Origin of the sequence: Flavobacterium calami, assembly GCF_038290035.1 — a bacterium.
In the GTDB taxonomy this organism is placed as follows: domain Bacteria; phylum Bacteroidota; class Bacteroidia; order Flavobacteriales; family Flavobacteriaceae; genus Flavobacterium; species Flavobacterium calami.
The window spans coordinates 63,475-78,394 of sequence record NZ_JBBYHS010000016.1 but is presented as its reverse complement, the minus strand read 5'-3'; the positions used below and the strand labels follow the sequence as shown (position 1 = coordinate 78,394).

General features: G+C 36.6%; 10 protein-coding genes. 2 read left to right on the top strand and 8 right to left on the bottom strand.

The features are described from left to right. Positions 1 to 179 precede the first annotated feature (179 nt). Positions 180 to 2,519 (top strand): TonB-dependent siderophore receptor, encoded by a 2,340-nt coding sequence (locus tag AAEO57_RS15515; RefSeq protein ID WP_341693942.1) that lies wholly within the window; start codon positions 180 to 182, stop codon positions 2,517 to 2,519. A 71-nt stretch (positions 2,520 to 2,590) separates the two neighbouring features. Here AAEO57_RS15515 and AAEO57_RS15510 read toward each other — a convergent pair whose 3' ends face one another. From AAEO57_RS15510 to AAEO57_RS15475, 8 genes are read right to left on the bottom strand one after another with little or no spacing between them, the layout of a single operon-like run. After that, on the bottom strand, positions 2,591 to 3,979 hold the full coding sequence (locus AAEO57_RS15510; RefSeq protein ID WP_341693941.1) for an AMP-binding protein: 1,389 nt from the start codon (positions 3,977 to 3,979) through the stop codon (positions 2,591 to 2,593). Between the two features lie 17 nt (positions 3,980 to 3,996). Further along, positions 3,997 to 4,239 carry an acyl carrier protein gene (locus tag AAEO57_RS15505; RefSeq protein WP_341693940.1) on the bottom strand — a complete coding sequence of 81 codons (243 nt, stop codon included), beginning with the start codon at positions 4,237 to 4,239 and terminating at the stop codon, positions 3,997 to 3,999. A 25-nt stretch (positions 4,240 to 4,264) separates the two neighbouring features. Beyond that, positions 4,265 to 5,671, bottom strand: a complete 1,407-nt coding sequence (locus tag AAEO57_RS15500; protein ID WP_341693939.1) for an MATE family efflux transporter — start codon at positions 5,669 to 5,671, stop codon at positions 4,265 to 4,267. Beyond that, positions 5,668 to 7,503, bottom strand: a complete 1,836-nt coding sequence (locus tag AAEO57_RS15495) for an IucA/IucC family protein (protein ID WP_341693938.1) — start codon at positions 7,501 to 7,503, stop codon at positions 5,668 to 5,670. The genes AAEO57_RS15500 and AAEO57_RS15495 overlap by 4 nt, the downstream gene beginning before the upstream one ends. A gap of 1 nt (position 7,504) precedes the next feature. After that, entirely contained in the window at positions 7,505 to 8,875 is a 1,371-nt protein-coding gene (locus AAEO57_RS15490) for a lysine N(6)-hydroxylase/L-ornithine N(5)-oxygenase family protein (protein ID WP_341693937.1), read from the bottom strand. Positions 8,876 to 8,891: 16 nt separating this feature from the next. Continuing rightward, positions 8,892 to 11,333 (bottom strand): GNAT family N-acetyltransferase, encoded by a 2,442-nt coding sequence (locus AAEO57_RS15485; protein ID WP_341693936.1) that lies wholly within the window; start codon positions 11,331 to 11,333, stop codon positions 8,892 to 8,894. Then, on the bottom strand, positions 11,311 to 12,837 hold the full coding sequence (locus AAEO57_RS15480) for a pyridoxal phosphate-dependent decarboxylase family protein (RefSeq protein ID WP_341693935.1): 1,527 nt from the start codon (positions 12,835 to 12,837) through the stop codon (positions 11,311 to 11,313). The genes AAEO57_RS15485 and AAEO57_RS15480 overlap by 23 nt, the downstream gene beginning before the upstream one ends. Positions 12,838 to 12,866: 29 nt before the next feature. Further along, a complete protein-coding gene (locus AAEO57_RS15475) occupies positions 12,867 to 13,502 on the bottom strand; it encodes a nitroreductase family protein (protein ID WP_341693934.1) in 636 nt (211 codons plus the stop codon). A 261-nt stretch (positions 13,503 to 13,763) separates the two neighbouring features. Here AAEO57_RS15475 and AAEO57_RS15470 point away from each other — a divergent pair, with 261 nt between their 5' ends. Then, the gene (locus tag AAEO57_RS15470) at positions 13,764 to 14,882 is read left to right on the top strand and encodes a Fe(II)-2OG oxygenase family protein (protein WP_341693933.1); all 1,119 of its coding nucleotides are present in this window, start codon (positions 13,764 to 13,766) and stop codon (positions 14,880 to 14,882) included. The last annotated feature ends 38 nt before the right edge of the window (positions 14,883 to 14,920 follow it).

Below are 14,920 nucleotides of genomic sequence, written 5' to 3'. Positions count from 1 at the left end.
ATTTTAAAGAATTTAATTTCCTGCAAATCTATAGTTATTTTTAAATAAAACTACACTTCTTTAGTATCATTCTAAATAATTTCATGATGTTTACTTGTTAAACTAATATTAATTTTTACTTTTGCACTGTTTTTATTAATTCTAAATAAAAACAATGTACTAACCAAATTTAAAAATCAATGAAATATCTTAGTTTAAGAACATCACAATTTTTATTTACTATTAGCTTTTTATTTATAGTCATTTCATCTTTTGGACAACAAAATCAAGGGAAGATAAAGGGACAAATCACAACTTCTGACGGACAACCAGCAGCAGATGTAAACATCATCCTTAAAAACTCAAAATACGGGACTTTTACGAATGATGATGGTAGTTTTGAAATAAACAGGGTTAAGGCCAATACCTACATGCTACAGATATCTTTAGCAGGTTATGAAACTTCTGAACAGGAGGTTACTGTTGAAGATAATAAAACAACAACGGTTAATCTACAGTTGAAGGTTTCTAACAAAGAATTACAGGAGGTTGTAATTAGCAGTAGAAAAAGTTTACTGTCAAAAAAAACAGAAACAGTAGCAAGAATGCCACTAAAAAATATTGAAAATCCTCAGGTATACAATGTAATTCATAAAGAACTTTTTCAGGAGCAGGTAGCAGTTGATATTACTACAGCAATGAGAAATGCACCCGGAGTAGTGCCGCTTAATTATCCTTCTGGAGGTTTTGCACTTATTTTTAGAGGTTTCACGGTTGGTATTAATGCCAGAAACGGAATGGAAACGTTATCAGGCCGTTCTTCAGTTGGTATTGCAAATATTGAGCGAATTGAAGTATTGAAAGGACCTTCGGGAACTTTATTTGGTTCTTCTGCATCTTCTTTTGGAGGTGTAGTCAATTTAGTTACTAAAAAACCATTTGAAGCTACAGCTACTGAAGTGGGATATACTGCCGGAAGTTACGGTACACATCAGCTTACTGCTGATATCAATACACCGCTTACAAAAGATAAAAAAGTGCTTTTCAGACTTAATGTAGGAGTAAACAGAGCAAAAAGTTTTCTTGATTATGGGTATTCTAATACTTTGTCTTTTACCCCAAGTCTTACTTTCAAAGCAACGGATAAACTTAAATTTAATATTGACGCAGAGCTATATAATGCTAAAAATACAAAACCCTTATATCCGGCAGCATCTGCAACATCAGGTGTGACAAACCCGGCCGATATTAAATTGGATTATAAAAAATCATTGGTACATGATGATGCCGATGCTAAATCAACCTCTTCAAAGGCTTTCGTACAGGCAGAATACCAAATATCAGACAATTGGAAATCTACCACTTTATTTTCTTATGTGAGTGAGAACGTAGAGTACAGTTATCAGGTTTTGCCAACCTGGACTTCTCCGACTACAGCTACGATTCGTGCTACTATGTTTGGACCTATATCTAGTAACTATACTAATCTTCAGGAAAATATTAATGGTGAATTCAAAACGGGAATCTTAAACCATAAAATTGTTGCCGGAGTGAATTACAGAAATTATTCAGATACTTTTTCGTCTACACCAACGCCAACAGCTCCGTTTAGAACAATTGATGTAACAACTAACTTTGTACCGGTTAGAAAAAAAGATATTGATGCGGTATTATTAGCTCCGGTTATACGAGCAGGCCGAGATGAAAATACGTATAGTGCCTATGCTTCTTATGTTATGGGTATTGCAGACAGGTTACACATTATGACAAGTTTACGTTTAGATGATTTCGAACGTAAACAAAGCGGTACGGTATTGGGGTATAAACAAACATCTGTATCACCGAAATTTGGGTTAGTATTCGAAGTTCTTGATGATCAGTTATCATTGTTTGGAAATTATATGAATGGTTTCCAGAATATTGCGCCGGTTAATCAGCCAGACGGGGCACAATTTGTACCGGATCCTCTTTATGCTAATCAATGGGAGTCAGGAATAAAAGCTGAATTGTTCAATAAAAAATTAAGCACAACAGTGAGTTATTATGAAATCACTAATGATAATGCATTAATAAGACAAGCAGATTTAGTGTATCAACAGGATGGTAAACAAGTAAGCAAGGGTGTTGAATTTGAATTTCTGGCGAATCCTATCCCTGGCTTAGATATTACTGCAGGTTATGCGTATAATGACAACCGTATCGAAAAAACAAGTGATGCCAATAAAGCTATTGAAGGTAATAAGGCTCAGGATGCACCTGAGAATGTAGTGAACTTCTGGGCTTCTTATAAACTTCAAAATAAGTTAAAAGGTTTGGGTGCAGGTTTTGGAGCAAATTATGTAGATGAAAGTTATTTGAGTACAGCAAATACCTTTTATATTCCGTCTTACACTATTTACAGCGCTACCGTATTTTACGAACAGCCAACATGGAGAGTAGGGCTTAAGGTAGATAATTTAACTAATGAAAAATACTGGAGTACATGGGGAGCACCTCAGGCACCAACAACTATTTTAGGAAGTCTAACGTTTAAGTTTTAATCGTTTTTATCCCAATAAAAAGACCTCTATTCGAAAGGATAGAGGTCTTTTTGTTTTATAATTTATAGTTTTTACACCGCTATTTCAGATTCGAGTGATTCTTTAATAACAGGATAATTTACCTTTCCATTAGCGGTAAGGGGGACATTATCTAAGTAAATTACTTTTAATGAACTGGAATGAAGGCTCAATTTTGCTTTTAGAACATTTATAATTACTTCTTTGTTTACGTTTTCATCAGTATACAACACGGCTAAATGTTTGTCATGAATATTCAGACAGATAAAGGTTTGTCCTCCAAGAGTGTTTTTTAGAAGCAATTCTATTTCATCCAGATTGATACGGGTACCAAATAGTTTTACGATTCTTTTTAAACGTCCTGTAATAAAATAATAGCCTTCAGAATCTACTCTTGCCTGATCGCCTGTATGCAGTTTTTCTTCCTGGTCATAAAACTGTAAATCGGCTCTTCTTTCAGCATAACCGCCAAAAATATTCGGACCGTAATAAATAAGCTCCGAAGTTTCATTGTCTATTTCGAAACGTCCGTTTTGAATAACTCTTCCGATAGAAGTTGCTTTTCGTAAGAGATCTTTTGGAGGTAAAAAAGACATGCGTCCGCTAGCCTCAGTTTGCCCGTATTGTGCGAAGAATTGTTTGCCATACTTCTCGTTGTATGCTGAAATGATTTCAACCAATTTATGGCTCAGCATTCCTCCTCCATGGGTGAAATATCTGAGAGAAGGATAGTCTTTTCTGAAGAAACCAATACTATTGAGCATTTCATAAAAATAAGGTACACCTCCTAAAGTCGAATATCCATAATGCTTCAAATCTGACCAGAATTCTTTTTGAAAAGGATCTTTATCCGTACAAACAATCTGATGTGCTTTGATACAATTGGTATGAAAAATAGATAACCCGAATACCGAATGAACAGGAACATTCAAAGGCACTACATCATCTCCTTTTATAGGCAGATATGCTAAGATAGATTTGGCATTTTGCAACAGATTTTCAACAGAAAGCCGCACAAATTTTGGAGAGCCTGTTGTTCCGGAAGTACTCAGTAAGAGCTTAATTTTGGGATGTATCGGATAGATCGAATTTTCATTGCGTCTGAAAAGCATTATAGTATCAGAAACATGTACTGCAGTATAACCTTCAATACTATTACGTGACGGATCATAAATATAGTAAGGAGTATATTTTGTTTCTAAGTTTTCCTTGAAATCAGTATTGGTTCCCTGTCCGAGCAATGCTATGGTGTATCGACTTTGATAAAAATTTAATAGTGTCTCAACAGCCGGCAGCTGATTATCGTTATAGATAAAAACAACAGATCTTAAGTCTTCAATTTCCAGAGACTGATGTATTTCTTGTATCGATTTAGAAAAACCTGTAGCAGAATCCGTAAAGATTAAGTTTTCGTTTTTTGAGATTAATTCATATAATTCCATGATTCTCATATTGGTTTCTAATTAATTTCAAATCCGTGTTTTTTAAGGATACCTTTTATTTTTTCAACACTTCCCATATCCAGAATATCTTCCATATCTATTGAAATATTATAGGTTCTTTCCAGTTCTTCAACCAGTACAAGATGGCTCATAGAATCCCATTCGGCTATTCCCTGATATTCTAACTGGTCATTTATAGTTTCAACCGGTATTTCAAAAGCTCTTGAAAATACGCTGTGTAATTGTGCTGTTGTATTCATAATTTTTTAATTGATTTAAAATTTATTAAACTTTAGTTGTTTTCCATTTTCCCTTTCGAAAGATGAGAATGCAGGCAACGGCTAATACAATTTCTGAAAGAAGGATGGCTGTAAAAACACCGTTGGAGCCAAGATTAAAAGCAATTCCCAATACGTAAGCAAGTGGGATTTGGACGATATAAAACATCAAAATGTAAAGCCAGGTAACGACTTTTACTTCGCCTGCAGCATTGAGTGCCCTTGAAATAACCATGGTGTATCCTAATAAAACATACGCCATCGAAATAAGATGGATATACATGGTACTTTGGGAAATTACTTCGGGAATGTCCGTAAAGATTTTGACTACAGGAGCAGCCAGGAAAATCCAGCAGATGCCAATCAGGACCAAAAATCCCATATTTAGCATACCGGCTCTCCAAACCGATTTTTCGGCACGATCGGGCTGTCTGGCTCCGAGATTCTGTCCGGTTAATATGCCCGCAGCATTTCCAAGTCCCCAGGCAGGCATTGTGGCTATTGAGGTTACTCTTTGCGCTAAAATGTAACCTGCTAAAGCATTTTCTCCAAAATGGGACATAATTTTAATCATAAATACCCAGCTGGAAGCAGGAATAATAAACTGAACGGTTCCGCTGAAAGCGAGTTTGAGGATTCTTTTGAAAATATCCAAATGAAATACCAATTGTGCCAAACCGATTTTCATTACGGTTTTACCTATGATGAGGTACCAGGCCTGATAAAGGACTCCAATCAATCGGGCGATTAAAGTTGCGATTCCGACTCCGAGTAAACCAAAGGCGGGAATAATGCCCCATCCGAAGATAAAAATCGGACATAAAATGATGTTCAGTGCGTTCGAAACCCATAATACCCGCATGGCTGTAGAAGCATCACCGGCTCCACGAAATATTCCGTTGATTACGATTCGCAGAATCAAAAACCCGCTGGAAGAAAACATAACCACTCCATAAGTATATCCTTCCTGAACCATGGCAGGGGAGAGTCCCATAAGGCCCATGATTTCTGATGTCCAGACAGCGCAGACGATACTGATTATTACAGCTATTGGAGTTGTAATATAAATAACCTGCATAGCAGTTTGTCCCGCTGCTTTAAACTTCTTTTCTCCGATTCTCCTTGAAATCATAGCCGAAGCTGCAATTCCTAATCCTATGGAAACCGAATAGCAAAATGTAATAAAAGTTGTCGTGGCACCGGCAATAGAAATAGCATTGGTTCCTAATCTGCTGACAAAAAATAAGTTGGAACAGACAAATAAAGATTCCATCAGTAATTCGGCAACCATCGGAACAGATAGCAGAATAATCGTTCTGTTGATACTGCCTGAGGTAAAATTACTTTCCTTACCCGATATCGAATGTCTTAAAAGGCTAAAAAAGGAACGTGTTTTCAATAAGGCTTCTTTCATGAATTTTCTTTTAATGTTGCCAATTCAGATGTTACCAACTGATACAACGGGTTGGGAATAAAACCGCTTTTTTTCATGTGTGGAAAGCCTGAAGTTTCTTCATATCCATTAAACAAGCGTCGGCTGTTAAAAATGAGGCGTTTAAACTCCGGAATCAGCAAGTCATATTTTTCAAACATATCCTGTAGTTCCGGATGCTCTTCCTGATATTCCGTGATAATTTCGTAAACACAATTCCAAAAGGAAACTTCAGAATAATCTGCAGTCGTGATTAAGATATCGCTGAGGTATCTGAAAAAAGCATCAAAAACCGCTATCAGAATAACCAACGGAGCATTTTCAGGATTTGGAGAAGCATTGAACATATTGTCAATGAATTCCTGAGGCAGTTTTTTCTTCCCTTCTTCGTTAATTAAGATATCGCCCACAAAGTCCTGCAAAGCGATACGCGTAGGAACATAATCTTTTAAAATAAGAATTACATTTTGCCCGTGCGGATCGATGCATAGAGAATGTTGGTAATAAATTTGTAATACGGGTTTAAGATAAGCGGTCATATAAGCTTTAAGCCATTGCTCTGTAGAAAGACCCGATTTTTCAATCAGTTCCTGAATCAGACTTTTGCCCTGATTATCTACATACAATAAAGCCGCCATCGTCATCAGATTTTCTCCTGGCTTTAAAAAATTAATCGGACTTTCTCGCCACATTGCTCCCAAAAACTCATTGTATTGATAAGGAGGATTTACAATTTTACTGTAACTGGGATGCGTGTAACTCACAGAAACGACTTCGCCTAAGAGTACAACACCCATGTTTTGCAGATGAAGGTCTTTTTCTAATAAATCTTTAATCCAGCCGGTTAATTTAGGTGCGATTGATAATTGCTTGGCACATAACCCCCTGATGTGGCTGGTGTTTAAAATAGACATAGCTGTTTTTACATAATGTCTGTGTGGCTGACTCTGGTTAAAAAAAGTGCGAATGCTTTGCTGAGGGCTGTACAAATCGTCTGAAAGTCCCAAAGGAATCAGGAATTTTGCAGCAATATCATGTGCAAACTGCATCACAAGTTTATTTTGCCATTGCCAGGAATGTAACGGAATAAAGATGTAATCGTCCGGATTTACTTCTGCCTTAGTCAGTACAGTTCTAAAAGAGTTTATTTTTTCTTTGCCCAGTTCATCTTCGAAAAAACGTTGCTGATCCATACTTTCTAACAAACGAAATGTAGCACGGCTTTTATGTGCTGCAATCCATACCAAACGGGTATTCTGACCAGATTCAGGAGTAAAGTTTTGATAATCCTGTGAATCAAAACCAATACGTCCTTTGTTTACAATTACCCACGGATGGCCGTCCAGACTGTGTTCTATGGTTTGAAAATCGGCATCTGCCAGTTCGGCTGCGGATAAACGTTTTTGAGAATGGATAAAAGCATCCGCATATAAAGTATGCAGCAATTCTTCTGCATAATGAGCCAGTGTAAAGGAATTTATGCCAAAAGTTTCCTGAAGTTCGATAAAGAAATTAGGGACATCAATGATATCTGATTCTTTTCCGTCTTCATTTCTTTGAATGCTTTCTTTTACAATATGCCAGTAATTAATGAATCTTGGATAAGCAGAAAAAGTATAATAAATATTCTCTTTATCAGTAGCTAATTTAAAATGGGTAAGACCGTCTTCCTGCTCGCTTATGATTTGCGGTTTTGCCAGATCTTCGCGCATCAGTTCTGCAATACTTTTTGCCAGCAGGTTACGGTTTACTTTATTCCAGATATTCGCATCAAGATGTTGTGCGTCTTTGAATATATTTTCAGGAGTTGTCATCTTAGTTTGATTTTAATAATGCTTCGATATCTAATGGTTCGTTTACTGCTTCCAAAGGATCTTTTTGTGAAAAATCTGTTGATTTTACTACGCCAAATTCCTGGAAAGCAATACGCTTCTCCACTTTATAAACTTCACGGTTTGCCAGTTGGTTGATAATAATGGAATTTCGATAAGGTCCCATGCCCAAATCAGGAGTCGAAAGACCGTGGGTATGCAGTTCTGCATTCTGAACAAAAATGTCTTTGCCTTCTTTGTCAATGGTATAATTGCGATTGACATTGAATAAGCCGTTTTCAAGACGGTTAATTTTGTTTTCAATTCCTTTAATGATATCCGGTTCTTTGTAACTGTAACCTGTTGCCAGAATAATATAATCACTCTGGTCCTGAAACGGCTGTTCAAGTTCGGTATGAATAAAGTCCATAGTGTAAGAACTGTCCGCATTTTCAGTAACAGTTCCGAGGCGCAGATTGGAACGTAATTCCACATTCAAAGGCTTGTTTTCTAAACTCATTTCATAAAGACTGTTAAATATTTCATTGATTAATTCCTGATCAATTCCTTTATAAAGTCCGTGTTGTCTTGCAAGAAGCTGTTTGCGTTTTTCGTAAGACAAACTATGAAAATGATCCACATATTCAGGTGAAGTAAGTTCCAGCGTCAGTTTTGATTTGTTATCCAAAGGAAAGAAGTGGGAGGAACGGGTGTACCATTTGAGCTGTAAACCGTTTTCAGTTTCCGGTAAAAGATCGCGAAATACTTCTGCAGCACTTTGACCTGAACCAATAATAGTAACCGAATTGTTGTTTTTGATTCTTGATTTGGAATATAAATATTTCGATGCATGAATCACATTTGGCAGTTCCTGTTTCTCGATAAAATCGGGAATGTATGGAGAAGTTCCTGTTCCTAAAACAATTTTTTCGGCATAATAGGTTGAGGTGATACAGGTTTCTGTATTCATGACGATTACTTTGTATAAACTATCAGCATAATCTAAAGAAACGACTTTGTGAGAGAATTTTAAATTATCAAGTTTAGAAGCTACCCATTTGCAGTATTCATTGTATTCTCTTCTGAAAATAAAGAAATTTTCACGGATGTAGAATTTATACAAACGTCCGCTTTCTTTGATGAAATTCAGGAATGAATATTGGCTTGTAGGGTCTGCCATGGTGACCAGATCTCCTAAAAACGGAACCTGAAGTGTGGCGTTATTTAACATTAGACCCGGATGCCAGTCAAAACTGACTGACTGATCAAAAAACAGGGATGAAAGTTCGTCTACCGGTTCCATAAGGGCGGCAAGGCCAAGATTAAAAGGACCAATCCCAATACCTATGACCGAATATATTTTTTCTGTGCTCATTTTACTTTTTATTTAATTAAACCTGGGGTGCTGAAACCGGAATGTTCTGAAAGTCTTTGGCTGTGGGGAATTTTTCCCAATACCATTCTCTGTAGCAATAATTGAGGTTGGCTTTTTTATGCGGCATTTCAATTACTTTTTCGATTTTGAATCCAACATGTGCTTTATTCAGCATTGATGCTATTGAATCTACAGCTCCTTCGCCCACCATTTTTCCAACTTTGGCTTCTGCAAATACAAAATCCATCATAGATTGGGTTACAGCAGAAGTGAATTTTAGTTTGGAATCTGTTGGAGCGATAAACAAATGCGTTCCGTAATCAGATGGGAGAGAGTCGTAATAGCCGCCAACAATGTCACGGTTCGCCCAGTATACTTCCATGTTAAAAGTGGGAACACCATTGGCTTCACCAATATAACTGTGCGAGATATCTTCCGGAAGCAGGGTACGATAAAATAGTTCCAAATCCTTGATTGGCCAATTCATTTGCCAGATTTTGAGAGCATGTTCACGATGAAACCATTCGTGCAGCATCTCTAAATCACGTTCAGGATCAACCGGACGTAAGGTTATGGTTGTGTTTTCCTTTTCGAAGTATCGGCTAAAAACCAGATCCGTTCCTTTCGGATAAATCAGTTTTTTAGAAAAAAAGTACTTGTTTAACGGATTTGGATAATTTAGATATACCGCCGGATTAGTTCTTGGAGCACTCGCTTCATCCATATTGTTAAGGCTCGTTAGCAGATTGCATTTTGCAAACAGTTGAATGCTGTTTAGAAAATGAGAAACTAACCCTGTGGTGTCGGTTGTTTCTTCTGCTTTGAATGCTTCATATATCAGGTTAAGGAGTTGTGACTCATCAGCCAGTTTGTTTTTGCCTAAAGCATTTACAATTCCAAAGAGATGATTTACTAAAAAATAATATCCCCAGAGTTTGATTATTCGGCTTTCGGCTATAAACGACCTGCTTTCGCTGCCAAAATCCGGAATTATCTTTTGTAATTCTTCTACTATTCCCTCACGGAAAAAATAGCCCTGATTGTCCCTAAAATACATTTTGGAAGGGAAAAGATCGTCATCAAATTCAATAAGTATATTTTGCTGATGGAATTCAGCTCCAAATCCGTATTTATTGAAGATACCAATTAATGGATGCAAAGTAACTTTAAGATATTGTTTAAACCAGTCTATGGCTGTATCAGTCACTTCCTTGTCCAGTCTTTTTGCTGATTCTTTAATGATATTCAGTATTCTGGCTGATTCGCCCAAAACACCATCCTGACATAAAGAGGCCACCATGCTTACATTTTTTCTGGCATTAGCTCCGTGAAAAGGATTTTGGCGTACGCTGGTACTAAAACCGTCAATAACTTTATCTTTATAAACAACAGCAATAAAAGCCGGATCACAAATGAGCTGTACTTCAGGATAATCTTTTTGGATTCCTTTTCCCCATTCTGTTTTCATGAGTTTACCTGCATCATAACCACGGTTTAATTCATGAAGATAATTGACACGATAAGAATTGGTGATTTTTACATGAAGCGAAAATTTATACATCCATTCACTTTCGGCATTGTATACCGTACGAACCGATGAAGTAGCAGTGTAAGATGGCCCAAATTGTCCCAGACTGAATAAAAGTCGTTTGGACTGCATTTCTTTGACTTCAGTCTGATCTAATAAATACTCAGCTTCCCATGGATGTGTTGGAACTACTTTCCAATCCGGATAAAAAATCAGTAATTCTTTAGTGCTTTTATCTGCATATTTTGAGATTTCATTTCTGAGATAATCCGTCATCAGATAATCTTCGGCACTTTTTTCGAGTACATTATCCGGATGGATAAGGAAAAAATGCAAAGGAAATTTTCCCGCCGTTTCCGGAGAATATTTTTTCAGTTCTTCATGAGTAAAACCTTCCCTGCTTTTAGGTAAAGGATGTACACTGTGGCCTAAAATTAAAGATTGTTCGGCTTCAATAAAAGATTGTTCAGGAGTATTGGCAGTCAGGTCACTATCTTTATATTGAGCCAGATAAAAAGCCAGATTATCAATGCTATTTTGCATGCGTTTTTGCGTAGGCAGTGCATCCAGTTCCGGATATTCTTTTTTAGCAAATGCAGCAACAAATTCGACAAAATCAAAAGGACTAATTTCTTTGATTTCATCAGATGTACAATTGCGTGCAACAATTGGAAATCCAAAAGAATGAACTCCGCTTTCTGAAAAATAAGTCAAAGGAGCAAAAACTTCCTGACCGATATCAGTAAAATCAAATCGGAGAAATGATTTATGATTGATGGTCTGCATATAATCAGCCAAAGCCGGATCGTATTTCGGAATACCTTCATAACGGCTCCAGTTCCCGAATTCTCTGCAATAACAATTCAGCAGGGACTTAAAATTCACCTGTTCTGCCAGCTGCTGAAAATTAGTTGAGTTGTTGGTAGTCATTTCCGTTTTGTTTAATGAGTTTAAGAATATTTTTGATATCATTAAGCGTAGTCAAAGGATTGAAAATGGTGAATTTGAGATAGAAATTTCCATTTACTTTTGTGCTGGCAACCAAAACTTCTCCGCTAAAAAATAATTTTTCTTTGATGTACTGATTGATGTTGCAATAATTGGCCTGATCCAAACCATTGACGTAACGGAAGACCAATACGCCCATATCAGAGTGGCACAAAAGTTCCAGATTTTCATGTTTCTCTATATATTCAGCGGTTTGCTGAGTTGTTTCGATGATCGTGTCCGTATATTGTCCAAGTTTTTCTTTGCCCATATAACGCAGGGTAAACCAAAGTTTCAGGGCATCAAAACGACGTGTACTCTGAATAATTGATTTATTGATTTGTGCCGGCAGTGCATCGTAATCCTGCTCTTTCGGATTCAGATAATCGGCGTGATGCTTGATGATGTTAAGATGCAGTTTATTTTTTACTATAAAAGCACTGCTGCTAATCGGCTGAAAGAAAGACTTATGATAGTCAATGGTTACGGAATCTGCAAGTTCGATACCGTTTAAAAGATATCTGTATTTTTCTGTCAGCAATAATCCGCAGCCATAAGCGGCGTCAACGTGTAACCATAAATTGTTGCGTTTAGCAATATGTGCTATTTCAGTTAATGGATCCACATTACCAAAATCTGTAGTTCCCGCAGTGGCTGTAATCGCGATAGGGATATTACCTTTTTCTATTTCTTCTGCAATTGCTTTTTCAAGCTGTTTAGGATCCATTCTATATCTGGCATCCACACCCACATGAACAATTGCTTGTTCACCAAGTCCCAGAATCCATGCGTTTTTATGATTACTGAAATGCGCTTTATCCGAAACAAAAACGCGGAATTTACCGGCGTCCGTTGGCAGTCCGTCAAGTTTGATGTTCCATTTTTGATATTCAAGCGAAAAGTAATCTCTTGCCAGTAATAATCCCATTAAGTTACTTTGAGAACCTCCGGCAGTAAAAATTCCATCTGCATTTTCAGAATAGCCAATTTGTTTACTGGTCCAGTCGATTAGTTTTCGCTCGATAAAAGTTCCCCCGGCGCTTTGATCATACGTATCCTGAGAAGAATTTATAGCACTTATTAATACTTCGGCGGCCAAAGCAGGTATTACTACAGGACAATTTAAATGCGCAATATATTCCGGTAAATGATAGGCTGTAGCATGTTTTACATACAATTCATCTACTTCATTCAGTAGGCTTTTATAATCAGGCAGGGGAGTATCCAAATCCACATTTTCTACCTTGGCTTTCATTTCATCAGGTCTGATTCCGCTGAAAGGCTTTAGGTTGTTCTTTAAAAAATCCGTAACGCGGTCCTGTGCCAATTGTATAGCTTCGGAATATTCATCATTTGAGTGTTGATGAAAAATATCCTTGTAAATATCCTGTTCAGGAATAAGCACCGATTTTTTTGGTGTTTCTTCATTCATTAATGCATTGTTCATAATGGGTTTCATTTAGGGTTTGTTAATAGTTATTGCAGATAAATCACCTTTTTTGATAAAGGAGATCTCTTTTTTTTGGATATTTTTAAGTTATCATCATAATAACCCAGATAGAGAAGGCCTAAGGACTTTTCGTTTTCACCAAGACCGAATTCACTCACGTAATCAATAGCCACATTTTTGGTGCTCCAGTAACTTCCGATGTTGTTTGCCGTACAGGTTAGAGCCATATTTTGAACAGCAGATGATACCGCGGCAATTTCTTCCCATTCAGGAAGATTAATCTTGATGTTTCGAACCAGTACTATTCCAATCATGCATACGGCATTCAAAGGATAATTTCGCAGAAAATCCAGCTTTTTCTCCAATGCCTCCGGACTAAGTTCTTTTGCGTAGGGTTCTTTGTAATAATCGGCCATGTATTCACCGTATTCTTTAAGGTATTTTCCTCTTAAAACGATAAATCTCCAGGGCTCTGTCATCTTGTGATTGGGTGCCCAGGTAGCATTTATAAGAATTTCATCGAGCAGTTTATTCGGTAATTCCCCCTTGATGAATTGATCTCCAAAAACACTTCTTCTGTTTCGTATGTTTTCTGAAATTAATTTTGGTTTGCCAGAGTAATCTGAGAGCCCTTTTTTACTGAGGTTGTCTTTAATTTCCATGTTTTTTTTAAAATTTTTCTAAGAAAACTATTGTTATTTAGATTAATTAAAAATATATTTGTAAGTAAATCTTATTTAGACTAAGTAAAAACAAATGTATAAATTAAAATGAATAAAAAAAACAAACATGAAAAATTTTATACGAATGCCCGTACATGAATAAAATTAGTGTTCCAGATTTAATTTTATATAATGCTTATTTTTAGTGCATTGTGTTTAATGTTTCAATTGTATTTTAACAACCTAAAAACGGATTAAAAAATGAAATCACAATCAATTCTTTCAATTGAAAGACCTACTAAAGAACCATTGTCTTTTGATATTCCTACAAAACCATTATTAATAGAGATAACTCCTCAGGAAAGAAATATTTTATCAAATGTGGGCAACCTTTTGGTGAAGGCATTTGGGAATTATGAAAATCCTGAATACATATCTTCTCTTCATCTTCATGCTTTTCAATTACTGCCCGAACGAATTACCCGAATCTTAAGTCAGTTTGGTACCGATTTTTCGGCTGAGCAATATGGCGCAATAGTCTTTAAGGGACTTTTAGAAGTAGATCAGGACGATTTAGGGCCCACACCTCCAAACTGGCAGGAAGCTGATTATGGAAAATTAAACAAATACGGTTTTATATGTTCGCTTCTTCATGGTGCAGTGCCTTCTAAACCGGTACAGTATTATGCTCAAAGAAAAGGCGGAGGAATATTGCACGCAGTAATTCCGGACGAAAAAATGGCTGCTACCCAAACAGGATCAGGTTCTAAAACCGATTTGTTTGTGCATACTGAAGATGCTTTTCTAAGCAATCAGGCAGATTTTTTAAGTTTTCTTTATTTAAGAAATGAAGAGAGGGTGCCTTCTACTTTATATTCAGTACGTTCGCATGGAGAGGTTAACGCTGTAATGGAAAAGCTATTCGAGCCTATTTATCAATGTCCAAAAGATGCGAATTACGAAGATGAAGAAAATGCAGATTCAGGACCTCTGGCTCCGGTATTGTATGGAAATAAAGAGCTTCCATTTATTCGTTTTGATGCTGCTGAGCAAATTTTTAATGAAAATGCAGGACAGACATCTGAAGCCCTTAATAACTTAATGGATTTTTGGGATGAAGCTAAAACACTGATCAATAGCGACTATATTCCAAATTCAGGTGATCTTATTTTTGTAAACAATCATTTGTGCGCGCATGGACGAAGTGCTTTTGTTGCCGGTCAGCGAATAGAAAATGGAGAGATTATAAAATGCGAACGCAGGCAAATGCTTAGAATGATGAGTAAAACCAGTCTAATTCACATCAGGTCTGTTACCCAGACAAATGATCCATATTTTATTATGGAAGAGCATTTAGGAAAAATATTTGATCTCGATTAAGGGATATTAGAAAAAAATAAAGGATGAGTTAATATTGC